Below are 24,979 nucleotides of genomic sequence, written 5' to 3'. Positions count from 1 at the left end.
ACTTGCCATAGTTGCCATGCTGCTTCAGATACTCAGCCTGCCGTCACTGCCGGCAAGCACAAGCAACAGTCTTTCCGATGTCCTTGGATTGACGCGGCGCCGCAGCGTTCAGCTCGGTATGCTTGCCATCCTGTTGCTGATGACGGGGCATTTTGCAGGCTCGGTCTATGTGCGTCCCTTCCTCGAAAAGGTCACGCTTCTTGACACCACGCCGATTGCACTCGCCCTGCTCGGATTTGGCGTTGCCTCGGTGATCGGCAATGTCGTCGGAGGCCGGATGGCTGACGCCAGTATCCGGGTTGCTCTCATCGTCACTGCCGCGGTGATGGCATTTGCGACGATCGCCCTCGTTATCTGGGGCGCTCATACGACTGCGGCTTTTGCTCTCGTCGCACTTTGGGGCCTTGCATTCGGCATGGGGCCGGTCGTGCTGCCGACCAACCTTTCCCGTGGTGCACCCGATGCTCTGGAGGCAGCCGGCAGCCTGATGGTGGTATCTTTCCAGGTGGCGATCAGCATTGGCGCGGTACTCGGCGGTTATATCGTTGACTCCTACGGTGCGACCGCGCCGCTCGCTCTCACTGCCGTCCTCGCCGCATTGACGGTCGCACTCGCCGTCGTGCAGCGTCGCGACTGATCCCTGCCACTCCTGGGCCGCGGGCGACATGACGCCCGCGGCAACAGGATGAGCGGCTAATTTCCGGAGCCGCCACCTGCAACAGGTTAAAAATTGGGGCAGGTCCTGCCTTGCGTCACTCCACCTTTGCGCTACGCTTGAGACCAGGGATTTCTCAATGGAGGGACTGAGGCATGTGCAACAATTGCGTGATCGAGACCGTAAAACGGAACATGCTGTCACGACGCCTGCTGTTCAAGGGCGCCGCGGCCGGTTTAACGGCCATGACGGCGGGCAGCCTGGCGGCGCCGGTGCTGGCGCAATCGCCCCGGCAGGTCGTTGATCTCACCCATACCTATGATTCCACATTTCCTACATTCGATGGCAAACCGGGCATCGAATACGAGTGGGCAGCGGAGATCGCCAAGGACGGCTATCAGCTCCACAAACTCACCATCTACGAACATACCGGCACCCATATCGATGCGCCTTTCCATTTCAGCGCGGATGGAGCGAGCGTCGACCAGCTGGAGCCGCAGAAACTTGTGGCGCCGCTTGTCATCGTCGACATCACCGACCGCGCCAAAGACGATGCCAATTCCACCATTGAAGCCGAAGACATCGAACGCTGGATATCTGCGAATGGCGACATTCCGGCAGGTGCAATCGTGGCCCTGCGCTCCGGCTGGGCAACCAAAGTGAAGAGCCCCTCATTCCGCAATGACGACGCCGGAAAATTCGCCTTCCCCGGTTTCGGCAAATCGGCGACCGACCTTCTGCTCAAGCTCGATACCGTCGCCATTGGCGTCGACACGCTTTCGCTGGATCCGGGCAACTCCGCAGATTTCGCGGTTCACAATTCCTGGCTGCCGGCGGGGCGCTACGGCATCGAAGGGCTGAACAACCTCGAGGCTCTGCCGGTCAAGGGAGCGACCATAATCGTCGGCGCGCCGGCACACCGCGGCGGAACGGGCGGCCCGGCCCGGATTCTGGCCCTGGTCTGATTCCGGACAGCCCTTCCCTTCACTCATGGATCGATTGGAAAGGCGAAGCCGGCCTTGACGCGGTCCATGACGACCATCGTCTTGAACCCCTTGATATCGTGGTTCTCGTAAAAGAACCGGCGGGTGAAGGCCTCATAGTCTTCCATGTCCTTGGCCGTGATCACCAGGATGAAATCGGCGTCACCCGTCACGTAATAACCGATCATGACCTCCCGCGTGGCGCGAATGGCGGCCTTGAAACGATCGACAATATCGGCCCTTTCTCGCTCCAGCGAGACGAGAACGATCATGGTGATGCCGCGCCCGACGGCCTTGGGCGAAACGATTGCCACATCGGCTTCGATCACCCCTTCATCACGCAGACGCTTCAACCGACGCTGGCACGCGGTTGGCGACAGATTGACGATTTTGGCGAGCTCCTCCGACGTCAGGCGATTGTTCTTCTGCACGGCGTCAAGCAGTGCACGGTCGGCTCGGTCAATCTGGGTCATGCGGGATTCCTGCATCTCAATGTCGAACTAAGCATTATTCCTGCGTCGAAGCGTGCTTAAACGCTGTCGATCAATCATGCAGCGCAGTTAAGCTTCTGGCAAACGAAAAGGGAACTTGCCGATGGAAGCTATCGCCAGCGCAGCGCTTAAAAACCTTCACCGACGGGAGCTGATCGAGCATCGTGCCTTTCTGGATGGGCAATGGGTGGCGCGCAAGGAGACGCTGGGCGTTGTCGATCCGGCAAGCGGAGATCATCTGCTCGATGTCTCTTCCTGCTCCCTGAACGATGTGGACGCCGCAGTCGAGGCCGCCGGCAGAGCACTTCTACGGTGGCGGGACATGCTGCCCGTGGAACGCGGCGATATCCTGCGGGCATGGGGCCGGCTGATGCGTGACAATGCCCGCGACCTGGCTGTTATCATCAGCGCCGAACAGGGAAAGCCGCTTGCGGAATCGCTCGGCGAAATTTCCTATGCGGCCGCCTTTCTCGACTGGTTTGCGAGCGAAGGCGAGAGATCCTATGGCGAGACAATTCCAAGCCACCTCAAAGGCGGCAATCTTTCCGTGCGGATGCAGCCGATCGGCGTCACGGTGGCCATTACGCCCTGGAACTTTCCCTCAGCCATGATCGCCCGCAAGGCGGGCGCGGCCCTTGCTGCCGGCTGCACGATGATCGTCAAACCGGCACCGGAAACACCGCTTTCGGCACTGGCACTGGCAAAACTTGCGCAGGAGGCGGGCATGCCGGCCGGCGTTTTGCAGGTTCTGCCGGGTGAAGCCGCGCCGCTCGCGCGCCGCCTGCTGGAGCATACCGAGGTACGGGCATTTTCCTTCACCGGTTCGACCGAGGTAGGACGGCTCCTCCTTACGCAATCAGCGGCGACCATCAAAAAAGCCTCGCTGGAACTTGGCGGCCACGCACCCTTCATCGTCTTCGCCGATGCGGACCTGTCCCAGACCGTGAAAGGCTGCCTCGCCGCCAAATTCGCCACATCGGGACAGGACTGCCTTGCGGCAAACCGCATCTATGTTCAACGCGGGCTTTATGACCGCTTCATTGAGCGGTTTGCCGATGCGACCTCCAGACTGACCGTCGGCAATGGCCTTGAACCCGGTATCGACATCGGGCCGATGACACGACCATCCGTTGCCGAAAAGTGCCGTCAGCAGATCGCACAGGCGCTCTCTTCCGGCGCGCGCCTCGTCTGCGGCGGGCAGGACAGCCCGCTCGGCGGCAATTTCGTCACCCCGACCGTGCTGGCCGATGTGACAGACGACATGCTGATCGCGCGCGAAGAAACCTTCGGTCCGGTCGCCGCCATCCTGCCCTTCGATGACGAGCGGGAGGTGGTCCGCCGCGCCAATGCCACGGAAATGGGGCTTGCCGCCTATGTCTACACCAACGACCTCGGCCGGGCGATGCGCCTGACCGATCAGCTGGAATACGGCATGGTTGCCGTCAACACCCCGAAATTCACCGGCGCGCCCATTCCATTCGGCGGCTGGAAACAATCCGGCCTAGGCCGCGAGGGCTCGCGTCATGGCCTCATGGAATATCTCGAACCCAAATATGTCTGCTTCGGCAACCTGGCTGCCTGAAAGGAACTCGCCTATGACCATCGACATCAAAAACATCGCGGAAATGGATCGAAATGCGGTTCTGCATCCCTTCACGCAGCTGAAGGATTTCGCCAGCGGCAAACTCGGTGAACCGACCATCGTCGAAACCGGCAAGGGCATCCGCATTCAGGACGCGCATGGCAAACAGCTGATCGATGGCTTTGCAGGTCTGTATTGCGTCAATGTCGGTTACGGTCGCACCGAGGTGGCGGAGGCCATCTCCCGTCAGGCCTATCGGCTCGCCTACTATCACTCCTACGCCGCCCACACGACAGACGAGCTGGCGATCCTTTCCGACCGGCTGGTGAAGATGGCGCCCGGCAAGATGAGCAAGGTCTTTTACGGCATGTCGGGCTCGGACGCCAATGAGACCCAGGCCAAGCTCGTCTGGTATTACAACAACCTGCGCGGCAAGCCGCAGAAGAAAAAAATCATCTCCCGCGAACGGGGATATCACGGTTGCAGCGTGGTTTCCGGCTCCATGACCGGCATGAGCTTTTATCACGACCACATGGACCTGCCGCGCGCCGGCGTGCTGCACACTGGCGTTCCGCACCATTACTGGGGTGCGGAAGCCGGTGAAACCGAACTGGAATTCTCAAAACGGCGCGCCGACGAACTGGAAGAGCTCATCCTGCGCGAAGACCCCGACACGATAGGCGCCTTCATTGCCGAACCGGTGCTTGGCACGGGCGGCATCACACCGCCGCCGGAAGGCTACTGGCCGGCGATACAGGACGTTCTCAAAAAATACGATGTCCTGCTGATTGCCGATGAGGTGATTACCGGCTTCGGCCGTACAGGCTCCATGTTCGGCTCGCAACATTACGGCATCGAGCCGGATCTGATCACCGTCGCCAAGGGCCTGACTTCGGCCTATTTCCCGCTCTCCGGCGCCATCGTGGGGGAGAAAGTCTACAGGGTGATGGAGGAAGGCGCCGATCGCGTCGGGGCCTTCTCCCATGGCTACACCTATTCCGGCCACCCCATCGGTGCGGCTGCGGCAAATGCCGTGCTCGACATTGTCGAAAAGGAAGACCTGCCCGGCAATGCGCGTGCCGTCGGCAGCTATTTTCAGGAGCAGCTGAAGGCGAGGTTCGCGCAGCTCCCAATCGTCGGAGAGGTGCGCGGTGTGGGCCTGATGGGAGCCATCGAATTCGTGGCGGATCGTGAAAAGAAGACACGTTTTGCCCCCAGCCTCACGGTCGGTGCGCGCGTTTCAAAGGCGGCGCGCAACGGCGGCCTTATTGCGCGCGCCATGCCGCATGGCGATATTCTGGGCTTTGCACCGCCGCTTGTCACAACGAAGGCGGAGGTGGACGAGATCATCGCCATCGCCGAAGCGGCCGTGCGCAGCGTCATGGATGATCTGGTGCGGGCCGGCGAAAAAATCTGACGCCAGCCTCGGCGTTCAACGGTCACCACTGCTGCCCATTTCGACAGCAATGGCATGACAACTGCGCCTATTTGCGGCGCAGTTGTCATCTGCGCTGCATAAGGCTTCATCTTTTCGCAGAAGCGTGCATAATGTCATGAAATTACCTTCGTCAAAAACGAGACAATTTCATGCGTCGTCAAGCCAATCCGCTCAGCTCCGATCCGGTTTCCGCAACCAAACCGGTGGCATGGCGGCCGTCGCTTGCCAAGCAGAAGGGCGAAACCAAACATTCCGCCCTGACGGAACGCATCATTGCCGATATCGATGCCGGCGTCCTGAAGCCGATGGACCGCATGCCAACCCACCGCGATCTTGCCCGCGAACTCGGCCTTTCCGTCCAGACCGTCAGCCTTTCCTACAAGGAGGCCGAGCGGCTGGGTTATCTCAGCGGCGAAATCGGCCGCGGCACTTTCGTAAAGACACGGGTGACGGACCGGGCGGGCCGCATGATGCTCGATCACAGCCCGACCGAGGTGCTCGATCTCTCCATTATCCGCGGCGTTTATCTCGACGACCATGAAAACGCCTCGCGCACCATCCTTCGCGAATTGGCCGATGGTGACAATTCGGGCTTCATGCGCCCCTGCCGGCCGGTCGCGGGCCTCGACAGCCATCGCGAAACCGCACGGATCTGGCTTGGCATGATGGGCGTGACCGCCGGCGCGGAGCGTATTCTTGTCACCAACGGTGCTGCGCACGGCATTTTCCTTGCCTTGAGCTGCATTATCCGCTCGAACGACGTGGTTCTCTGCGAAAACCTCACCGACCACGGCATTATCGGCCTGTCGAACATTCTGGGCTTCAGCCTCAAGGGCCTGCCCACCGACGAAGAGGGCATTCTGCCGGACGCGCTGGAGGCCGCCTGTACAGCCGGAGGCGTCAAAGCGCTGGTGCTCATTCCCACCCTCAACAATCCCACCGGGCATGTTTCGGGTGCGGAGCGCAGGCGGGCGATTGCGGCGATTGCCGAACGGTACGGCGTCTTTGTCATTGAGGACGAAGTTTATCGCCCGATCATCGAGGATGATCTGCCATCCATCACCGAAATGCTGCCTGATCTGGGCTTTTTCGTCACCAGCTTTACCAAGACGGTGCTGACCGGGCTGCGCGTCGGTTATCTCGTCGTGCCGCCCGCATACTCCATCCGCGCCGCCTCTATCCTGCGTGTATCGAGCTGGAGCGGAACCTATCTCACGGCCGAAATCGCCACGCGCTGGGTCGAAAACGGCACCGCAGGGCGGCTGCTGGATGTCCAGCGCGCCGAAGTGCGTGCGCGGCAAAAGATCGCCACGGACATATTGGGCGACCATATCGCCTCGAGCCACCCCCTCTCCTTCTGCGCCTGGCTGAAGGTTCCACCGCGCTGGACGGAGGACGGCCTGGTGCGCGCGCTCACAAACCAGAACGTCGCGGTCACGCCGTCGGAACCATTCATCGCCGGCCTCGGCCATGGCGGCGGCATCCGCATATGCCTCGGCGGCCGCCTCAATCACCCAAGCCTCGTCAAGGCGTTGACCACCGTGCGGCAGACCCTCGAGCAACTGCCGCCAGTCTACGATATCGGTTCAATCGGCTGAGGCGGCCGCCCGAAAATCATTGAATCATTACAATATAACAATTGACATGATTTTACTTCGCTCTCAACATGACAATCATGAAGAGCGAAAACCTGTCCATATCCGCCGACAAAACCCTGCTTCCGGTCTCGCTGGCCGCGATAGAGCAGGCGGCTGCGGGGCTTGCCGGACAGGTGGAGCGAACACCTTTGGTTCTCTCGGACAATCTCTCCGAACGCTGTGGTCATCCCGTTCATCTCAAACTTGAAACCCTTCAACCCATTGGCGCCTTCAAACTGCGCGGCGCGATGAACGCTATCCTCTCGCTTAACGATGAGGCACGCAGGCGCGGCCTCGTCACCGCCTCGACAGGCAATCACGGCCGCGCCGTGGCCTATGCGGCCAGCAAGCTCGGAATTCCCGCCACGATCTGCATGTCGGCACTCGTACCGGCGAACAAGGTGGAGGCGATCCGCGCGCTCGGTGCGGAGATCCGGATCGTCGGCAGGTCACAGGATGACGCGCAGGAGGAAGCGGAGCGCCTGACTGCAAGCCGTGGCCTGACCGCAATCCCGCCATTCGATGATGCTGACGTCGTGGCCGGTCAAGGCACGATCGGTCTCGAGCTTGTCGAAGACATGCCGGGACTGACGACGGTGCTCGTTCCTCTTTCCGGCGGCGGCCTTGCGGGCGGTATCGCCGTTGCGGTGAAGGCGCTGAAACCACGGGTACGGGTCATCGGCATTTCCATGGAGCGGGGTGCAGCGATGCAGGCGTCGGTCGCAGCCGGTCGGCCCGTCGCCGTCCTTGAGGAAGAAACGCTGGCGGATTCGCTGGGCGGCGGGATTGGACTGGAGAACCGCGTGACATTCGCGCTTTGCCAGACGCTTCTCGATGAGATCGTGCTGGTTTCCGAAGACGAGATCGCAGCCGGCATCCGCCATGCGGCGCGCGAAGAAGGCTTGACGGTGGAGGGCGCGGGCGCCGTTGGTTTCGCTGCCATCCTGTCCGGCAAGATCGACATCAGCGGCCCGACCGCCATCATCGTGTCGGGCGGAAATATCGATCCGGCGGTCCACAGAACAATCATCGACGGGGGAGCCGCATGAGCCGCATCACCATCCTGACCGAAAAAGACCTGCGGGCTGTCGTGAAGCTCGACCTTTCCGCTGTCGACTGCGTGGAGCGGGCCTTTGCGGCGCTCGCAACGCAAGCCGTCGCCATGCCGCCGATCCTGCGGCTCGATATCCCCGAATTTCGCGGCGAAGTGGATGTGAAGACGGCCTATGTGCCGGGCTTTGACGGTTTCGCCATCAAGGTCAGCCCCGGTTTCTTTGACAATCCGAAACTCGGTCTGCCCAGCCTCAATGGCCTGATGATCCTCTTCAGCGCAAAGACCGGACTGGTGGAGGCCCTTCTCCTCGATAACGGCTATCTTACCGATGTGCGAACCGCCGCGGCCGGTGCAGTCGCGACGCGGCATCTGGCCCGCAAAGACGCCTCCGTCGCCGCAATATTCGGGGCGGGCATGCAGGCGCGTTTGCAGCTTGAAGCCGTGATGCTGGTGCGCCCGATCAGATCGGCGCGGATATGGGCACGCGACCATGACAAGGCCAAGAGACTTGCGGGCGATTTCGCCAGCGAACACGGCATCGAAGTCACCGCCATGGCCGATCCTCAGGCCGCCGCGCGGGGCGCCGACATCATCGTGACAACGACACCAGCCGAAAAGCCGATCCTCTTTGCCGACTGGCTGGAAGAAGGCCAGCATCTGACAGCCATGGGATCGGATGCCGAACACAAGAACGAGATCGATCCAGCCGTATTCGCCAGAGCGCGCTATGTCGCGGACCGCATCTCGCAGACCCGCATTCTCGGTGAGTTGCATCATGCCATCGCCGCCGGCCACGCCGCGTCGGATCAGCACTTCGCCGAACTTGGGGACGTCATTGCCGGCAAGGTGCAGGGCCGCATGTCGAGCAAGGACATCACCTTTGCCGATCTGACCGGCACCGGCGTGCAGGACACGGCTATCGCCAATCTCGCCTTTGCCCGCGCAAAGGAAGCCAAGAGCGGTCAAACCATCGAAAACAGCATAAAAATGGGAGACGCAGCGTGAGCGTAACGCTGAACTTTACGCGCGAGGAATATGCCGCGCGCCTGTCCAAAACCCGCAAGGCCATGGAAAAGGCCGGGATCGATCTTCTGGTCGTCACCGACCCGTCCAACATGCATTGGCTGACCGGTTATGACGGCTGGTCCTTCTATGTGCACCAATGCGTGCTGGTGCCGCCGGAGGGCGAGCCGATCTGGTACGGCCGCAAACAGGATGCCAACGGCGCCAGGCGCACAGCCTATCTCGCCCATGACAATATCATCGGCTATCCGGATCACTACGTTCAATCGACCGAACGTCACCCGATGGACCTGCTGTCTGAGATAATCGAGGAGCGCGGCTGGTCTGGCCTGACGGTCGGTGTCGAGATGGATAATTATTATTTCTCGGCAGCCGCCTTTGCGTCTCTGCAGAAACATCTGCCGAACGCCCGTTTCAAGGATGCCGCCGGTCAAGTGAACTGGCAGCGCGCGGTGAAAAGCCCGACCGAACTCGACTATATGCGCAAGGCCGGCAAGATCGTCGAGCTGATGCACAAGCGTATCGTCGATGTCGTTGAGCCGGGCATGCGCAAATGCGATCTCGTGGCAGAAATATACGATGCCGGCATTCGCGGCACCGCCGAATTCGGCGGAGACTATCCCGCCATCGTGCCGCTGCTTCCTTCGGGTGCAGACGCGTCCGCGCCACACCTGACATGGGACGACAAGCCGATGCGCTCAGGCGAAGGGACTTTCTTCGAAATCGCCGGCGCTTACCGACGTTATCATTGCCCGCTGTCGCGCACCGTCTTTCTCGGCAAGCCGACACAGGCGTTTCTCGATGCGGAAAAAGCAACGCTTGAGGGCATGGAAGCCGGTCTTTCCGCCGCAAAGCCGGGCAACACCTGCGAGGACATCGCCAATGCCTTCTTCGCCGTCCTGAAAAAATACGGGATTATCAAGGACAACCGCACCGGCTATCCCATCGGCCTCTCCTATCCGCCGGACTGGGGCGAGCGCACCATGAGCCTTCGCCCCGGCGACCGCACAGAGCTGAAGCCCGGCATGACATTCCATTTCATGACCGGTCTCTGGCTGGAAGACATGGGCCTCGAAATCACCGAAAGCATCGCCATCACTGAAACCGGTGTCGAATGCCTTTCCAATGTGCCGCGGCAACTCTTCGTGAAAGGCTGAGACCATGTTGAAGACCGCGCATCGCCCCTCGCCGATCACGCCCTCCGTCGATTTTGACGCGAAGGGCGTGCAGCACGGTCATCTGCGGCTGCCATACAGCCGCGATGACAGCGCGTGGGGTTCGGTGATGATCCCGATCTGCGTCATCGCCAATGGCGAAGGGCCGACAGCCCTTTTGACCGGCGCCAATCATGGTGACGAATATGAGGGACCGGCAGCACTTTTCGAACTCGCCCACACGCTTGATCCGGCGGATGTGAACGGGCGCGTCATCATCGTGCCGGCGCTCAACTATCCGGCCTTTCGCGCGGGAACACGGACCTCGCCCATCGACCAGGGAAACCTGAACCGCAGCTTTCCCGGCCGCCCTGATGGTACGGTGACGGAGAAGATCGCCGACTACGCGACCCGCCATCTGATACCGCTTGCGGATATCGTTCTCGATTTTCATTCCGGCGGCAGGACGCTTGATTTCCTGCCCTATGCCGCAGCCCACGAATTGCCCGACAAGACACAGGAAGCCCGGTGTTTTGAAGCGGTGGCGGCTTTTGCGGCGCCCTATTCGATGAAGATGCTGGAAATCGATGCCGTCGGCATGCTCGACACAACGGTCGAGGAAATGGGCAAGGTCTTTGTCACGACCGAACTCGGCGGAGCCGGCACGGCGAGCGCAAGATCGATCGACATCGCCCGGAAAGGCACCGTCAATCTGCTGCGCCATGCCGGCATCCTCGCCGGCGCACCGGCACCTGCGCCAAGCCGCTGGCTGGACATGCCGTCCAGCGATTGCTTCACCTTTGCCGAAGACGACGGCCTCGTCGCTTTTGTCCGCGATCTGGGAGACGCGGTCACGGCGGGTGAAACAATCGCCCGGGTTTATCCCGTCGGCAAAACCGGCCTCGCGCCGGTCGATTACCGCGCCTCCATCAATGGCGTGCTTGCCGCGCGCCACGTTCCCGGCCTCATCAAAGCCGGCGACTGCCTTTCCGTCATCGCCACGGTCACGGAGAATACCTAGCCAAAAATCATCGTGAGATCCGAAAACGGACCGCGCAACCCAACCAGAGGAGTAAGAACATGCACATTACCAGACTTGCCGGGCTTTCCGCCCTCGCCCTTACCATCGGCGTGACATCCGCCAGCGCCCTGACTGTCGAGGAAGTCAAAAGCCAGGGCTATATCCGCGCCGCCACGGCCAATGAAGTGCCCTATTCCTACATGCAACCCGACGGCACCTCCGCCGGCATCGGCCCCGATGTGGCCAATGCGGTTCTGAAATCGATGGGCATCGAAGAGGTCAACTGGACAGTGACGCCCTTTGGCACGCTGATCCCCGGCCTTAAAGCCCGTCGCTTCGATTTTGCAGCCGCAGAACAGAACATCTCGCCCGAGCGCTGCAAGCAGGTTGCCTTTACCGAGCCGAATTCGTCCTATGGCGAAGGCCTGCTGGTGAAAAAGGGCAATCCGAAGAAGCTGACCACCTATGCCGACATCGCCAAGAACCCCTCGCTGAAGGTGGCCGTCGTGTCGGGCGCCAACAATGTCGACTTCCTGCGGGCGGTCGGCGTCAAGGAAGAGCAGATCGTCTTCATCCCCGCCAACGCCGATGCCATTCCCACCGTCCAGAGCCGGGCCGACGCCTACGCCGCGACGGAACTGACGGTTTCGGAACTCGCCAAGGGTCAGGCCAATGTCGAGCAGGTCGAGCCTTTCACCGATCCGGTCGTGAAGGATGCGCCCGTGCGTAACTACGGCGGTTTCGCTTTCCGGCCGGAAGACAAGGAGCTGCGTGACGCCTTCAACGCCGCACTCGTCGAATTCCGCAAGACCGACGATTACAAGAAAATCCTCGCCAAATACGGCCTGTCCGAACAGAGTATCGCGGCGGCGGCCGAAAAGAAGGTCGCCGATCTCTGCGCCGGCAAATAATGCCAGCCGGCGCCCGGCCATAACCGGGCGCCGTTCCTCGGAAACTCGGGAAAACGCCAGATGGACATGACCGCCTATCTGCCGATGTTATGGCAAGGTGCCATCGTCACCATGACGATTACGCTCGCAGCCCTTGTCGTCGGCACGGTGCTCGCCTTTTTCTTCGGCATTCTGCGCGTCGAGGGTGGACCGATCCTGTCGACCATCGCGCTTTGTTACACGGAAGTGTTCCGCGGCACTTCGCTGCTGGTGCAGCTCTTCTGGTTCTATTATGCCCTGCCGCTGGTCGGGCTGAGCTTCGATCCGATTACCACCGGCGTGCTGGTGCTTGCCGCCCACGCTGGCGGTTACGGAGCGGAAATCGTTCGCGGCGCGCTGTCCTCCGTCTCGGTGGAGCAGCTGGAAGCCGCACGCGCGCTCAACTTCACACGCATGCAGACGCTTTTTCGCATTTCCTTGCCACAGGCGATCGTTGAAATGATGCCGGCTTTCGGGAATCTGGCCATCGAGACGCTGAAGCTTTCCTCGCTCGTGTCGCTGATCTCGATTGCCGACCTCACCTTTGCGGCGCAGTCGATCCGCAACCTGACGCTGGATAGCGCCAGCATCTATTCGATCACGCTGCTTTGTTATTTCGCGATGTCGCTGATCCTGATGGTCGTCATCCGGGTGATCGAACGCTTCGTGCGCCGTGGCAACGTCTTCCCGCGCACGCGCCATTCGTAAGGATATCTTCTCATGATGTATGGTTACGAATGGGACACGACCACCTGGCTCACCTACACGACCTCCATCCTGCCCATCATCCTGATCGGGCTTACGGTGACGCTGAAAGCCGCCGCCGCCGGCTTTGCCATCGCGCTGGTTCTGGGGCTCGTCTTCGCGCTGCTGCGCCGCAGCCGCGTCAGGATGATCCCCTGGCCGACCGCGCTGATTGTCGAATTCCTGCGCGATACGCCGCTTCTGGTGCAGCTGTTCTTTCTCTATTACGTGCTTCCGGATTTCGGCATTGTCCTGCCGGCGTTTCTGACCGGCGCGCTGGCGCTCGGCCTGCAATATGCCGCCTATACGTCCGAGGTCTATCGCGGCGGCATAGAGGCGGTGCATCACGGGCAATGGGAAGCGGCGACGGCGCTTAATCTCACACACATGCAGACCTATCGGGATATCATCATCCCACAGGCCATTCCGCGCATCGTCCCGGCCATGGGCAACTATCTCGTCGCCATGATCAAGGAAACGCCGGTGCTTTCCGTCGTCACCGTGCTGGAGATGATGGGGCTTGCCAATATGATCGGCGAGCGCACCTTCGAATATCTGGTGCCGCTGACGCTTGTGGGCCTGATCTTCCTCCTTCTGACCATAATCTGCTCGGCAGGCCTCAGCCGCCTGCAAAGGGCACTTCCAAAAGCAGGAATACCCTTGCGATGACCAACAACACCAACCAGCCACTGATCGAATTTTCCGATGTCACGAAACGCTTCGGCATTCTGACGGTGCTCGACCAGTTCAATTTCAGCGTGGCGAAGGGCGAAAAAGTCACCCTCATCGGTCCTTCCGGCTCCGGCAAGTCAACCGTCCTGCGCATTCTCATGACGCTCGAACCATTCCAGGAGGGAAAGCTGACCCTTGCCGACATGTCCTACCATGAGCCGGGAGGCAAAGGACCTTTCAAAGCCTCTGAAAAGCATCTGCGCCAGATCAGGAACCATGTCGGCATGGTTTTCCAGAGCTTCAATCTCTTTCCCCATATGACCGTCCTTCGCAATATCGTGGAAGCGCCAGTGCGGGTTCTGGGCATCGGCCGCGCGGAGGCGGAGGCGCGCGCAATCGAATTGCTGAAGATGGTCGGGCTGGCGGATAAGAAGGATCATTATCCGGTGCAGCTTTCCGGTGGGCAGCAGCAGCGTGTCGCCATTGCCCGCTCGCTTGCCATGCGTCCGCGTGTCCTGCTTTTCGATGAGCCGACCTCGGCGCTCGACCCGCAACTGGTCGGCGAAGTGCTGTCCGTCATCCGCGATCTGGCCCATGAGCACGACCTGACGATGCTTCTCGTCACCCACGAAATGCGCTTTGCCCGGGAAGTCTCGGACCGCGTCTGCTTCTTCGACAAGGGCCGCATCTGCGAACAGGGGAAACCGGACGAGATTTTTGGCCAGCCGAAAGAAGACCGCACCCGCGAATTTCTCGCTTCCGTCTTACGGTGACCCTCGTGCAATCAGTCGGCAGGGCTGGACAGAACCTTTCCGTCCCTGCCCTGCACGATATCATCCGATGGCACCGGTGGAGTATCGGAAGCCGGCAGAGGCGCGATTATCAACCACGCGCCGGGATAGTCGTTGCGAAGATGCCGGGGATTGTAACGAATATTTGTTCCGGCGGCATGGTGAAGCGTCCCGAACGTTGCGTCTTTTGACAGGACACCTCTTTTGATCTCGTGGAGTTTTCGCTCGCCATCAAGGGCAAGCGTTGCCTCGAAAAGATCGAAACTGTCGATGTGAATGGTCTGGCCCTGAGCCGTATCGAGAACCCATCTATCGGAATCGACGAAGCCATCGATATAGACATTGCCTGTGGAGGAGCGCAGGGACGTGCCTTTCGGCAGGGGGATGCCGTCGACAACATTGCCATCCGAAAGAGTGCAATTGCTGAAAGCGGAGATGCCGCCATCGGGCGAAAGATCGAACTCCACCGGTTGCGTCGCGTCGCAGCGCCAGCCGTTCTGGGTGGTCACGCCGTTGCCGGTGATCCGCATGGTCTGCGGGGTAAAGCCCACTGTTTCATAATTATCGTTGGTTTTTATCGCGATATAACGGGCGATCTCGACGGCATCGATATCCGCCAACCGCACCGGATGCGGAAACACGGCCCGGTCGAAGGCTTCCCTGTTATTGGCAATGGCCAGTTCGAGTTTGGTGCCCTTGGGCATATCGATCTGGCCAAGGCGCGCCGGCTCGAGCAGTTCCGGCCGATGGCTTGCCGTCCTCTCTTTGTCGTAGGCGCGCATCTGCAGATAAAAATCACCGAACCGAAAGAGGGTGAAAAGCGCGACGGCGGTTACCAGCCCATAGGGCAGGATCATCGGGCGCTTCCAGCGGCCTGCCACATATCGTACGAACAGCAGGAGCGTCCAGACGATCCATACGAAGGTCGTGATGAGCAAGAAGGCAAGGAGAAGCAACGCTTCGACGGACGGGAGTGCGACAGGGATCATGCAAACCAATGGTCTTGGGCGGATCGTTTTGATCCCGAAGAGACATCAGTGCTTTAGCCCACAAGCGGTTGTCTTTTCAACTCGGCGATGGCGGGCGAACATGGCAGTGGCTGCCCGGGCGACAGATAGCCGCCGCCCGGTCAATGCGCTCATGGGGCATCAGCCGCCAAGCACGAAACGGGAGAATGCCAGGGCATTGCGGGCATCCTCGTCCATTTTCGCGAGGTCGGCGCCGCCGCTGAGATCGCGCCACACCTTGATGTCGGAGCCGATCGTGCCGCCGGTCTTGACGAAAGGCTCCATGACGACCGCGCCGGTGTAATTGATATCGCGAAGGGCGAGGCCGATTTCGTGCCATGGCATTCTGCCCTTGCCCGGTACGCGGCGATTGCTCTCGCCGGTATGGAAATGCCCCAGCAACGGGCCCGCCGTACGGATGGCCTCGCCAAAACTGTCTTCCTCGATATTCATGTGGAAGGTGTCCAGCATGACTTTCACGTTGTTCTTGCCGACATCCTTGACGAAAGCGACGCCTTCGGCCGCCGTGTTGAGAACGTGGTTTTCGAAGCGGTTGAGGACTTCGATGCACAGGTTGATGCCGAGATCATTGGCGAAATCGGCGATGCCGTGAATGCCTTCGACGCCGCGCGCATAATCGCCCGCCTTGTCGACCGGCTGCGAATAATCGATTGGCCAATAGGAATGCAGCGCGCCGCCGATGGTGTGGATGTCTAGCTTGGCGACATTGGTAAGGGTACGTTCAAAAAACGCCTTGCCGGCTGCGCGAACCGCGGCATCCTCTGACGACAGGTTCTTCGTTTTCGAAGGGCCTATGCCGGCGGTGAGGATGATGCCGTTATCCTTCGCGCTTTGCCTGATGACGGCGAGTTCGGCGTCGCTGTATTCATTGATGTGGTGGGCGGCGACTTCGATGATATCGAAACCGAGCTTGGCGACCTTCTCGATATAGGGGCCGAACTTGGCGCTCCACTCATGTTCCCAGTAGGAGTAATAGATGCCGTGTTTCATGGGGGTCTCTTTCGCTTTTCTGTTTCGCTTGACTTTGAATAGGGAGGCGCAGCCCTTCAGGCAGGTTCAGGACGCGGAACTGCTTCCCGGATTTCCGATGCGAATATCCGGCTCCGTGCTTGTGGACGTGATGAAGCGGCCATTGAGGAGATCGTTTTCCTCCACCTTCCGGTTGATCTCGTCCTCGCCGAGACCGAAGCTTCGCCAGCGGTCTCTCAGCCGCGCACGCAGATCGTCTTCGTCGACATCAACGAAAATCGTGAGATCGAAGATCGGCTTGAGGCGATCCCATGGCGACTGGCCGGCGAGGAGATAATTGCCTTCGCAGACGATGATATCGACGGATTGCGGGATCAGGCGGCCACCGGCGCGGGCGATTTCGATGGCGCGGTCAAAGACGGGGACGGCAATGACATCGTCTTCATTGGCCTTCAGGCGTTCAAGCATGTGGCGCAGGCCGTGGGCATCGAACGTATCGATGGCGCCCTTGAAGGGACGGCGCTTCATCTCTTCCAGAACGGCATCGTCATAATGAAAACCATCCATCGGAAACATTGCGGCCGATACGCCTTCGCCTGCGTTCAACGCATCGACCACGCATTCGGCAATGGTTGATTTTCCCGATCCTGGCGCACCGGCAATCGCAATCATCACACGCCGGCCCTTTGACCCTTCCAGTCGCTGGAGGGCAAGGCCCGCAATCTCGCGGGCATTATCGTCAATTTTACTCAAGGTGCTTGCCCCGATAATGAGTGCTTTCAGAAAATGCGGTACTGGTTTGCCTTGTCGCGCAGGAATGCCAGGCCCTTGTCGAGAACCTCATCGGCGCTGGGCGCAACTGGCCGCCAGGTGGAAATCGCACCGGCCATCTCCCTGGGCATCGCGGCGAAGCTTTCGAGCGTCAGCACGCCCTTGAAGCCGATGGCTGCGAGCGCCGAAAACACCTCGTCCCAGGCAACATTGCCGCAGCCCGGCGTGCCGCGGTCGCTTTCCGACATATGCATGTATTTCAGGTGATTGCGGGCGGCGATGATACCGTTGGCGATGCCCTTTTCCTCCATATTCATGTGGAAGGTATCGAGATGGATGAAGATGTTGTCGGCACCGATGCGCTCCACCAGCGCCACCGCCTGTTCGGCGGAATTGAGCAGATGGTTTTCGTAGCGGTTGACGGTCTCAATACCGAATTGCAGGCCGAGTGTTTTTGCGTGACCGGCAGCCCTGGAGAGCGACCTTGTCAGATTGTCATATTCGCCCTGCGTCGGCGGAAATCCGGTTCGCTCATTGGTGCCGCCGTAGGTAACACCCGTCAGCGCCTCCGCGCCCATTTCTGCGGCCTTGTCGAGCGCAGCATTCAGATGGTCGATTGCCGCGTCGGGGCGCACGGACGCCCAGGCGGGCTCCGGCAGCACCAGCGAACAGACGGCGCGCAAGCCGTATTTCTCCAGCAGGGCGCGCGTGTGTTTTGCATCGACAGCAGGGATATCGATAAGCGGAATCTCGATGAAATCCTGACCGTAATCCGCAGCAGCGGCGATGGACCGTCTGGCATTTTCGTGGTCCCAGTTCAGGGACCACATCATTGCGTGAACACCGAAGCCTTTCACGTCATACCTTCTTTCTGAGAGATGCGAAGTAGCTTGAAAACAGGCCGCGCGCCGCCATGACGACAATCATCAGCACGCCCCAGAGCGCCGTTGCCAGATGCTGGTTGGCCCCGAGAAGATTGAGGCCGGACGACAGCAGTTGCAGAACGATGAGGGCGACGAAGACGGGCAGCACCCGACCGAAACCGCCGAACGGATTGATGCCGCCGAGAAAGGCCGCCAGCACCGTGATCAGCAGATAGGATTCCCCGTGGCCGACACGGACGGAGTTGAAACGGGCAAGCATGATGATGCCGGCAACCGCACACATCAGGCCCGAGAGCGTGTAGACGAGAACCTGAATCTTGCGCGTATTGAGGCCGGAATAACGCGCGGCTTCGATGTTCGAGCCGATCATCAACAGGCCGAAGCCGAGCTTGGTTCGTGTCAGCAGCACATGCCAGAGGCCGACGCAGACGATGAAAATCAGAAGCGGGACCGGCAGGCCGAGAAGCGTGCCGTGACCGAGCGGCGCCATGTAGGCAGGGAAACCGGAAACGTCTCCACCACGGGTGAGAAACTCGCCAAGGCCGCGCAGGAAAATCATCATCGACAGCGTCACCAGAATGGGGTGCGCGCGGGTGTAGGCAATCGCCGCCCCCGTCATCGCGCCGGCAGCGCCGCCGGTGACAAGTGCGGCAAGGCAGGCGAACAGGAATGCACTCGGCGGCGCATCCACCCCGCCATGGGCCTGCAACACCCAGGCTGCGGCGAGACCCGACAGATTGGCGGCGAAGGTAACAGACAGATTGATGCCGCCCGTCAGCAGCGGCAGCAGCATCGCCAGTGTCAGCAGGCCAAGTTCCGGCAGCTGGAAGGCGACCGAACCGAATGTCGCGAGCGAGAGAAAGTTATCGGCAAAGGTTCCGAAAATGAGCATGACAGCGATGAAGGCAAGCACTGGCCCGGCCATGTCGGCACCGAAAATCGAGTTGAATTTCCGAACGAGACTGCTCATCGCTGTGCGCTCCCCTTCTTTGCGGATGTCCGTAAGGCACTCGGCAAAAGCTTGTCGAAGCGGGTGGAAGAGAGCGTGATGGCGATGAGGATGATGGCACCGACGATCATCTTGAAGGCAAAGGGCGAAACGCCCATCAGGTTAAGGCCGTTCTGGGTGATCGACACCATCAGCACCCCGAGCACGCAGCCGATGACGGAGCCCTTGCCGCCGCCAAGCCGCGCGCCGCCAAGCACGGTTGCGGCAAGAACATCCAGCTCGCGGCCATAAAGCGCGTTCGGCACCACTTCCTGCGCGTAATGCGCCTGCATGAGCCCGGCAATGCCCGCCATCAGACCGAGCCAGCCGAAGGAAATGTAATGCATGGCGCCGATATTGATGCCGAAGCGGCGTGCGCCTTCCGGATTGTCGCCGAATGCATAAAGCTTGCGGCCGACGGTGGTGCGCGAAATCATGAACCAGGTGGCAAAGCAGCAGAGGATCATGACCACGACGGGCAGCGTCAGCTCGACCCAGGAACCATCGGACATCTCGCGCTCGTAAAACACCACCCGCGTCGACAGCCATTCGGGCAGGTCGTAGATCGACACGCCCTTGGTGAAGAACATCAACAGCCCGAAGAAGATGTTGAAGGTGGAGATGGTCGCGACGATGGAAATGATGTTGAGCCGCCAGACGAGGAAGGCGTTGACGAAACCGAGACCAAGGCCAACCGCGCCGGCAATGATGAAACCTTCCGCCCAGTTGCCGCCGCCGAGCGCATTGAGCGCCAGCACCGTCACATACTGGACGACGGAGGCCGCGACCGCGAAGGAGATATCGATACCGCCCGATATCAGCACCACGAGCAGGCCAACCGCGAAGATGATATTGACCGCCGAGACATTCAGCACGTCGAATGCATTGGAAATGGTGAGAAAGCGGTCGGTCGCAAAGGACAGTCCCGTGCAGAGCAGCACCATGACCACAAGCAGCGTGAATTCGGTTGTATGTCCGAGGATGAGCCTACGCATAGATGGCGGCCTCCAGTTCGGTGAGCGACAGGCGTCGCGGATCATAGGTGGCGTGGAACCGGCCTTCGACCATGTGGATGACCCTGTCTGTATTGAAATAAACTTCCGGCGGCTCGTCGGAGATCACGATGATCGAAAGACCTTCTGCGGCGAGCTTGCGGACGATTTCGAAGATGCCGGCGCGGGCGCCGACATCGACCCCCACGGTCGGCGCATCGAGGATGAGGATTTTCGGCCCGATCGCCAGCCACTTGGCAATCGCCACGCGCTGCTGGTTGCCACCCGAGAGCGTGCGGATCGGATCTTCCGGCAGGCCGATCTTCACCCCGAGCGCTGAAATCCAGCGGGAAACGACATCCGCCTTTTTAGAGGGTGAGATCAGGCCGCCGCTCAACAGCCGGTCGAGCGACGCCATGACGAGATTGTCGGCAATGGATTGCGGCTGGTTGAGGCCAAGCGATAGCCGGTCTTCGGAAAGATAGGCGACGCCCGCCCGGATCGCATCGCGGTTGGAATGAAAATCCACCCTCTTGCCGTCAATCAGGATTTCACCCGACTGCGGCCGATGCATGCCGAACAGCGTCAAAGCCAGTTCCGTGCGACCGGCTCCCAAGAGGCCGGTTATGCCAAGCGTTTCGCCCCGCCGCAGATCGAACGAAACATCCTCGAACTCGCCGGCCCGGCTCAGCCCGCGCACCGAGAGAACGACGGGTTTGTCATCGTGATCGGCGGCGATGACGGCGCTGTCGAAATTGCGGCCGGTCATCAGCTCAGTCACCCGAGACTGGGTCATGCCTTCAACGGGAAAGACGCCGACAAGCGAGCCGTCCCGCAAAACGGTTATGCGGTCTGAAATCTCAAGCACTTCCGCAAGGCGGTGCGAGACGAACACAACCGCGACGCCGGAGGCCGACAGGTTGCGGACGATGTCGATCAGGTAATCCGTTTCCGACTGCGTGAGCGACGCGGTCGGTTCATCCATGAAAACCAGCCGCGCTTCCCCGACCAGTGCGCGGGCAATCGCCACGATCTGACGCTGGGCGATGGGCAGTTCCTTGAGCGGCTTATCAAGATCGATCTCGACGCCGAGCCGGGCCAGCGCCTTTTCGGCAGCCTGTTCGATGGCGCGCTTGTCGACCAGCCCGTATTTTCCATTCACCGCATACTGGAAGCCGATGTTCTCAGCCACCGTCATTTCATCGAACAGCGCCAGATCCTGCCAGATCACCTGAATGCCAAGCGATTGCGCAAGCGTTGGGGTCATCGCAGTGATCTGCTTGCCGTCGAAATAAAGTTCGGCATCGCTTTCGGGCGTATAGACGCCCGTTATGACCTTGATCAGCGTGCTTTTGCCGCAGCCGTTTTCGCCGGCAAGGCAATGCACTTCACCCGGATTGACCTCGAAAGAAACGCCCTTCAGCGCGCGGACGCCGCCGAAGGTGACTTTGACATTTTTGAGGGACAGGAGCGGTTCTGCGCTCATGATAATGTAAATCTCCTTCGCCGCGGCAGCATTGCAGACGTGGCGCTCGGCATGTTTTTCCTGATGAGGCGTCGCGCGCGTATTACACCCCGCGCGACGCCCTTGGCCTTGGGGAGGATCAGAGGCCCATGGAAACGAGCTTGTCGATGCTTTCCTTGTCGATCTTCAAAAGCTGGTCGACGACGATGGTGTTGCCCTCGGGATTGATGGTGCCGAGACCTTCGATATTGTCGCCGGCCTTGGGTGTCTCACCCTTGGCGATACGGTCCGCGAGGGTGATGAAGACCTCACCGGCCTGTTTCGGGTTCCACATGAAGCCGCCCGTCAGCGCGCCGGACTTGATGAGCTTGGCGCCCTGCCCCGGCGAGAACGGGCCGATGACGAAGACCTTGCCATCCTTGCGCCGCTCTTCGACGGCACGCCCGGCGCCGATCGGCCCCTGCGAACCGAAGGCGAGGAAACCGCTCAGGTCAGCATTGGCGGACATCAGGTCAAGCGCCGTCGAACGGCTCTTGTCGAGATCTTCGGCGACACCGTAGCGATCGCCGACGAGCTTCATGTCCGGATAATTGGCCTTGATGTAGGCGATGGCGGCATCCGCCCAGGCATTGTGAAGCGGAACCGTAAGCGAACCGACGAAGACGGCATAGGAGCCCTTGCCGCCCATCTTTTCCGCCAAGAGCTTACCATGCGCTTCGCCGAAACCCTTGGCGGAAGCCAGTTCGAAATCCCAGTCAGCGCCAAGCTGCTTGGGCGATTCATGGGTGATGACCTTGATACCGGCGGCCTGGGCCTTTTTCAGCACCGGCTCCAGCACCTTCGCATCATTGGGCACAACACCGATGAAATCGACCTTCTGGGCGATCAGGTCTTCGATGGCGCGGACCTGCAGGGCGGGATCGGCGCTGGTCGGGCCGACCATGAAACCGTCAACGCCGAGCTTCTTGCTCTGCTCCTTGATGCCGGCCTCCATGGCGTTGAACCACGGAATGCCGCCGATCTTGACGACAACGCCCACCTTCGGCCCTTCGGCAAAGGCGGTGGACGAGAGCAACGCGAGCGACAGGCCGACCGCTGCAGCAATAATTTTCTTCATGATGTTCCTCCTCAAAAAATTAGGCAAACGAAACCCGCCGCAGCCATTTTTCATCTGGCGCGTTCAAAATTTCTCATCTCGCTTATTCGAGACTCTCCCTTGCCACTCCCACAGCAACCATCTTGCACAATCGATATTGCCAAGTTGCACAATCGATGGTGCAATAACCATAACATGAAGCGCCCTTCCGTCAAGGGGATGTGTGCTCTAATAATCGGAATCAGTTGGGGAGATCGCAGTGACGGCTATAAGTTCCAAGAAAGCCACCATTTATGACTTGTCGATATTGTCGGGCGCATCAGCCTCGACAGTGAGCGCGGTGTTGAACGGATCGTGGCGCAAACGGCGGATTTCGGAGGAGACTGCCGACAGGATTCTCTCGCTCGCCAAGGCGCATCGCTACACCACCAACCTGCAGGCCCGCGGTCTGAGGAGTTCGAAATCCGGTCTCGTCGGGCTTCTGGTGCCCATTTATGACAACCGGTTCTTTTCATCGATGGCGCAGACCTTCGAGGGGCAGGCACGCAAACGCGGCCTGTCGCCCATGGTGGTCTCCGGGCGGCGCGATCCTGAAGAAGAACGCCGCACCGTGGAGACCCTGATCGCCTATTCCATCGATGCCCTCTTCATTGCAGGCGCGACCGATCCCGACGGCGTGCACCAGGTCTGCGCCCGCGCAGCACTGCCGCATGTCAATATCGACCTTCCCGGCAAATTCGTACCCTCGGTCATTTCCGATAACAGGCACGGTGCGGAGATACTGACATCGGCGATCCTTGCCCATGCGGAAAAAGGCGGGCCTCTCGGCCCTGACGACGTCATCCTGTTCGGCGGTCATGATGACCACGCCAGCCGCGAGCGTATCGACGGCTTCCACGCCGCCAAGGCCGCTTATTTCGGGGCGGAGAGCGGAGACGATATCGAGATCACCGGCTATTCACCACATATGACGGAGCTGGCATTCGAACGTTTCTTCGAGCGCAGGGGCCGCCTGCCCCGCTGTTTCTTCGTCAATTCATCGATCAATTTCGAAGGCCTGCTGCGTTTCATGGGGCGTCATGATGGCGAGGCCTTCGGCGACATCGTTGTCGGCTGCTTCGACTACGACCCTTTCGCATCCTTCCTTCCCTTCCCGGTCTATATGATCAAGCCCGATATCGCGCAGATGCTCGAAAAGGGTTTCGAACTGCTGGAAGAGAACCGGACCGAGCCGGAAGTTACCATCATCGAACCGAAGCTCATTCCCCCGCGAACCGCTCTCGAAGGCCCGCTCGACGACATATGGGACCCGGTTGCATTGCGTCGCCTGGCGAAGTGACCGCGCGAAATCCCGCTTGACCTCAACCGCGCTTGAGGTCGTACCGATTGCATGGTGCTTCACCATTGCAACGGGACAACGATGATCGAAAAACTCATGAGGATGCTGGAAGACGGACGGGACAGTCCGCTCCTGCGCTTTTCAATCGCAAAGACGCTCAAGGCGGCCGGGCACTTCGAAGATGCAGCGCTTCATCTCCAGGAGGCCATCCGGCAGGATCCCGACTATTCGGCGGTTTGGGCCGGACTCGGCGAATGTCGCACACGGCTGGGAGATGACGACGGTGCCATTGCGGCGTGGCTGGAAGGCATCGCGGTGGCCGTCAGGCGTGGCGACATTCAGGCAAAGAGGCAGATGGAGGTCCGGCTGCGACGTTTGCGGTCACGCGCCCTGAAGGATGTCAGTTGACGAGAGCCTTCACCCATATCACCCGAAAGCGCCGGCCCGCCTCCATGAAACGGGCCGGGCATTTTTACGGCTGCGGCTTATCGGATCGCCAGAACCGATAAAGCTCGGCGACATTGCGGCTGGTCATGAGCGGCATTGCCGCCTTCAGGCGCGCCACCGGCCAATCCCACCATTTCATCTCGAGCAGCAGGGCGATGCTGTCGTCATCGAACCGCTTGCGGATCGTTTTTGCGGGATTGCCGCCGACGATGGCATAGGGTTCGACATTCTTCGTCACCAGCGCCCGCGTTCCGATCACGGCGCCATCGCCGACCGTGATGCCGGGCATGATGATCGCTTCCGAGCCTATCCAGACATCGTTGCCGATGACGGTATCGCCCGCCGGCAGATAACCGTTGCCGGCATTCTCGAATTCCGGCACCTCCGGCATGAAGAAGAACGGGAAGGTGCTGATCCACTCGTTGCGATGGCCCTGATTGCCGGCCATGATGAAGGCGGCACCCGAACCGATCGAGCAGAAGCTTCCGATCACCAGCCTGTCCGCGCCTTCATCCGGCAGCAGATAACGGGCGCAATCCTCAAAACTGTGGCCGTGATAATAGCCGGAATAATAGCTGTATTTCCCGACCACGAGGTTCGGGTTCCTGACCTGCTTGTCAAGCGTGATGCCCCGGAACGGGCTTTCGAAGTAATTTTCCATTGGAGTAATCTCACTGCATATGTTCGCATTCGCTTGCCTTCAGACAAGCCGACGCCGAGCGCCAAGCCTTTCGGCTTTTCGCTCGATGCTCCTCGCGCTGCGGCGGGAGCTAAATGCAGGTGATACTCGATGCTTTTATCATTCAGTCTGGTTACCGCAAAAAGA

General features: G+C 60.2%; 25 protein-coding genes. 15 read left to right on the top strand and 10 right to left on the bottom strand.

Translation table 11 applies throughout. From position 1 onward, the window contains the following. Together F3H58_RS13400 and F3H58_RS13395 are read left to right on the top strand one after the other, a co-directional pair. On the top strand, positions 1 to 637 hold a 637-nt coding region (locus F3H58_RS13400), incomplete at its 5' end, for an MFS transporter (protein WP_149742534.1). A 173-nt stretch (positions 638 to 810) separates the two neighbouring features. Next, entirely contained in the window at positions 811 to 1,620 is an 810-nt protein-coding gene (locus F3H58_RS13395) for a cyclase family protein (RefSeq protein ID WP_149742533.1), read from the top strand. Between the two features lie 23 nt (positions 1,621 to 1,643). Here the strand turns inward: F3H58_RS13395 and F3H58_RS13390 are convergent, their stop codons facing one another. Further along, positions 1,644 to 2,111 carry an Lrp/AsnC family transcriptional regulator gene (locus tag F3H58_RS13390; protein ID WP_003521623.1) on the bottom strand — a complete coding sequence of 156 codons (468 nt, stop codon included), beginning with the start codon at positions 2,109 to 2,111 and terminating at the stop codon, positions 1,644 to 1,646. A gap of 121 nt (positions 2,112 to 2,232) precedes the next feature. Here F3H58_RS13390 and F3H58_RS13385 point away from each other — a divergent pair, with 121 nt between their 5' ends. The 11 genes from F3H58_RS13385 to ehuA all read left to right on the top strand — a co-directional run bounded on the left by F3H58_RS13385 (position 2,233) and on the right by ehuA (position 14,156). Then, complete coding sequence (locus F3H58_RS13385; protein ID WP_149742532.1) at positions 2,233 to 3,711, top strand: NAD-dependent succinate-semialdehyde dehydrogenase; 1,479 nt, start codon at positions 2,233 to 2,235, stop codon at positions 3,709 to 3,711. A 13-nt stretch (positions 3,712 to 3,724) separates the two neighbouring features. Continuing rightward, positions 3,725 to 5,128, top strand: a complete 1,404-nt coding sequence (locus tag F3H58_RS13380) for an aspartate aminotransferase family protein (RefSeq protein WP_149742531.1) — start codon at positions 3,725 to 3,727, stop codon at positions 5,126 to 5,128. A 170-nt stretch (positions 5,129 to 5,298) separates the two neighbouring features. Continuing rightward, positions 5,299 to 6,747 carry a MocR-like ectoine utilization transcription factor EhuR gene (gene ehuR / locus F3H58_RS13375; RefSeq protein ID WP_149742530.1) on the top strand — a complete coding sequence of 483 codons (1,449 nt, stop codon included), beginning with the start codon at positions 5,299 to 5,301 and terminating at the stop codon, positions 6,745 to 6,747. Between the two features lie 68 nt (positions 6,748 to 6,815). Continuing rightward, a complete protein-coding gene (gene eutB / locus F3H58_RS13370; RefSeq protein ID WP_188128905.1) occupies positions 6,816 to 7,835 on the top strand; it encodes a hydroxyectoine utilization dehydratase EutB in 1,020 nt (339 codons plus the stop codon). Continuing rightward, a complete protein-coding gene (gene eutC / locus F3H58_RS13365; RefSeq protein ID WP_149742529.1) occupies positions 7,832 to 8,845 on the top strand; it encodes an ectoine utilization protein EutC in 1,014 nt (337 codons plus the stop codon). Before eutB ends, eutC begins: the two co-directional genes overlap by 4 nt. After that, positions 8,842 to 10,020 carry an ectoine hydrolase DoeA gene (gene doeA / locus F3H58_RS13360; RefSeq protein ID WP_149742528.1) on the top strand — a complete coding sequence of 393 codons (1,179 nt, stop codon included), beginning with the start codon at positions 8,842 to 8,844 and terminating at the stop codon, positions 10,018 to 10,020. Before eutC ends, doeA begins: the two co-directional genes overlap by 4 nt. Before the next feature lie 4 nt (positions 10,021 to 10,024). Then, positions 10,025 to 11,038, top strand: coding sequence for a N(2)-acetyl-L-2,4-diaminobutanoate deacetylase DoeB (gene doeB, locus F3H58_RS13355; protein ID WP_149742527.1), 1,014 nt, complete (start codon positions 10,025 to 10,027; stop codon positions 11,036 to 11,038). 59 nt (positions 11,039 to 11,097) lie between these two features. Further along, entirely contained in the window at positions 11,098 to 11,949 is an 852-nt protein-coding gene (ehuB, locus tag F3H58_RS13350) for an ectoine/hydroxyectoine ABC transporter substrate-binding protein EhuB (protein ID WP_149742526.1), read from the top strand. A 60-nt stretch (positions 11,950 to 12,009) separates the two neighbouring features. Further along, a complete protein-coding gene (gene ehuC / locus F3H58_RS13345) occupies positions 12,010 to 12,675 on the top strand; it encodes an ectoine/hydroxyectoine ABC transporter permease subunit EhuC (protein WP_149742525.1) in 666 nt (221 codons plus the stop codon). Between the two features lie 12 nt (positions 12,676 to 12,687). Then, complete coding sequence (ehuD, locus tag F3H58_RS13340; RefSeq protein WP_149742524.1) at positions 12,688 to 13,380, top strand: ectoine/hydroxyectoine ABC transporter permease subunit EhuD; 693 nt, start codon at positions 12,688 to 12,690, stop codon at positions 13,378 to 13,380. After that, entirely contained in the window at positions 13,377 to 14,156 is a 780-nt protein-coding gene (ehuA, locus tag F3H58_RS13335; protein WP_065657740.1) for an ectoine/hydroxyectoine ABC transporter ATP-binding protein EhuA, read from the top strand. Before ehuD ends, ehuA begins: the two co-directional genes overlap by 4 nt. Positions 14,157 to 14,167: 11 nt before the next feature. Here ehuA and F3H58_RS13330 read toward each other — a convergent pair whose 3' ends face one another. From F3H58_RS13330 to F3H58_RS13295, 8 genes are all read right to left on the bottom strand, one after another. Continuing rightward, positions 14,168 to 15,163 (bottom strand): hypothetical protein, encoded by a 996-nt coding sequence (locus F3H58_RS13330; protein ID WP_149742523.1) that lies wholly within the window; start codon positions 15,161 to 15,163, stop codon positions 14,168 to 14,170. Between the two features lie 159 nt (positions 15,164 to 15,322). Next, positions 15,323 to 16,192, bottom strand: a complete 870-nt coding sequence (locus F3H58_RS13325; protein WP_065657738.1) for a D-psicose 3-epimerase — start codon at positions 16,190 to 16,192, stop codon at positions 15,323 to 15,325. Between the two features lie 66 nt (positions 16,193 to 16,258). Then, entirely contained in the window at positions 16,259 to 16,924 is a 666-nt protein-coding gene (locus tag F3H58_RS13320) for a nucleoside triphosphate hydrolase (protein ID WP_149742522.1), read from the bottom strand. Positions 16,925 to 16,950: 26 nt separating this feature from the next. Continuing rightward, positions 16,951 to 17,799: a sugar phosphate isomerase/epimerase family protein gene (locus tag F3H58_RS13315; RefSeq protein ID WP_149742521.1), complete on the bottom strand. Its 849-nt coding sequence runs from the start codon at positions 17,797 to 17,799 to the stop codon at positions 16,951 to 16,953. A gap of 1 nt (position 17,800) precedes the next feature. Next, positions 17,801 to 18,796 carry an ABC transporter permease gene (locus tag F3H58_RS13310; protein WP_149742520.1) on the bottom strand — a complete coding sequence of 332 codons (996 nt, stop codon included), beginning with the start codon at positions 18,794 to 18,796 and terminating at the stop codon, positions 17,801 to 17,803. Further along, positions 18,793 to 19,809, bottom strand: a complete 1,017-nt coding sequence (locus tag F3H58_RS13305) for an ABC transporter permease (RefSeq protein WP_003521642.1) — start codon at positions 19,807 to 19,809, stop codon at positions 18,793 to 18,795. The genes F3H58_RS13310 and F3H58_RS13305 overlap by 4 nt, the downstream gene beginning before the upstream one ends. Then, the gene (locus F3H58_RS13300) at positions 19,802 to 21,292 is read right to left on the bottom strand and encodes a sugar ABC transporter ATP-binding protein (protein WP_149742519.1); all 1,491 of its coding nucleotides are present in this window, start codon (positions 21,290 to 21,292) and stop codon (positions 19,802 to 19,804) included. The genes F3H58_RS13305 and F3H58_RS13300 overlap by 8 nt, the downstream gene beginning before the upstream one ends. 118 nt (positions 21,293 to 21,410) lie before the next feature. Beyond that, the gene (locus F3H58_RS13295; protein ID WP_080858081.1) at positions 21,411 to 22,388 is read right to left on the bottom strand and encodes a substrate-binding domain-containing protein; all 978 of its coding nucleotides are present in this window, start codon (positions 22,386 to 22,388) and stop codon (positions 21,411 to 21,413) included. A 238-nt stretch (positions 22,389 to 22,626) separates the two neighbouring features. Between F3H58_RS13295 and F3H58_RS13290 the strand changes: the two genes are divergently transcribed. Further along, positions 22,627 to 23,706, top strand: a complete 1,080-nt coding sequence (locus F3H58_RS13290) for a LacI family DNA-binding transcriptional regulator (RefSeq protein WP_149742518.1) — start codon at positions 22,627 to 22,629, stop codon at positions 23,704 to 23,706. Between the two features lie 81 nt (positions 23,707 to 23,787). Continuing rightward, positions 23,788 to 24,114, top strand: coding sequence for a tetratricopeptide repeat protein (locus F3H58_RS13285; protein WP_149742517.1), 327 nt, complete (start codon positions 23,788 to 23,790; stop codon positions 24,112 to 24,114). Between the two features lie 64 nt (positions 24,115 to 24,178). Here the strand turns inward: F3H58_RS13285 and catB are convergent, their stop codons facing one another. Beyond that, complete coding sequence (gene catB / locus F3H58_RS13280; RefSeq protein WP_149742516.1) at positions 24,179 to 24,814, bottom strand: type B chloramphenicol O-acetyltransferase; 636 nt, start codon at positions 24,812 to 24,814, stop codon at positions 24,179 to 24,181. Positions 24,815 to 24,979: the final 165 nt, after the last annotated feature.

The sequence above is a fragment of the Rhizobium sp. NFACC06-2 genome, from assembly GCF_900101425.1.
GTDB lineage: Bacteria > Pseudomonadota > Alphaproteobacteria > Rhizobiales > Rhizobiaceae > Agrobacterium > Agrobacterium leguminum.
This window is presented reverse-complemented; position numbering and strand designations above follow the sequence as displayed.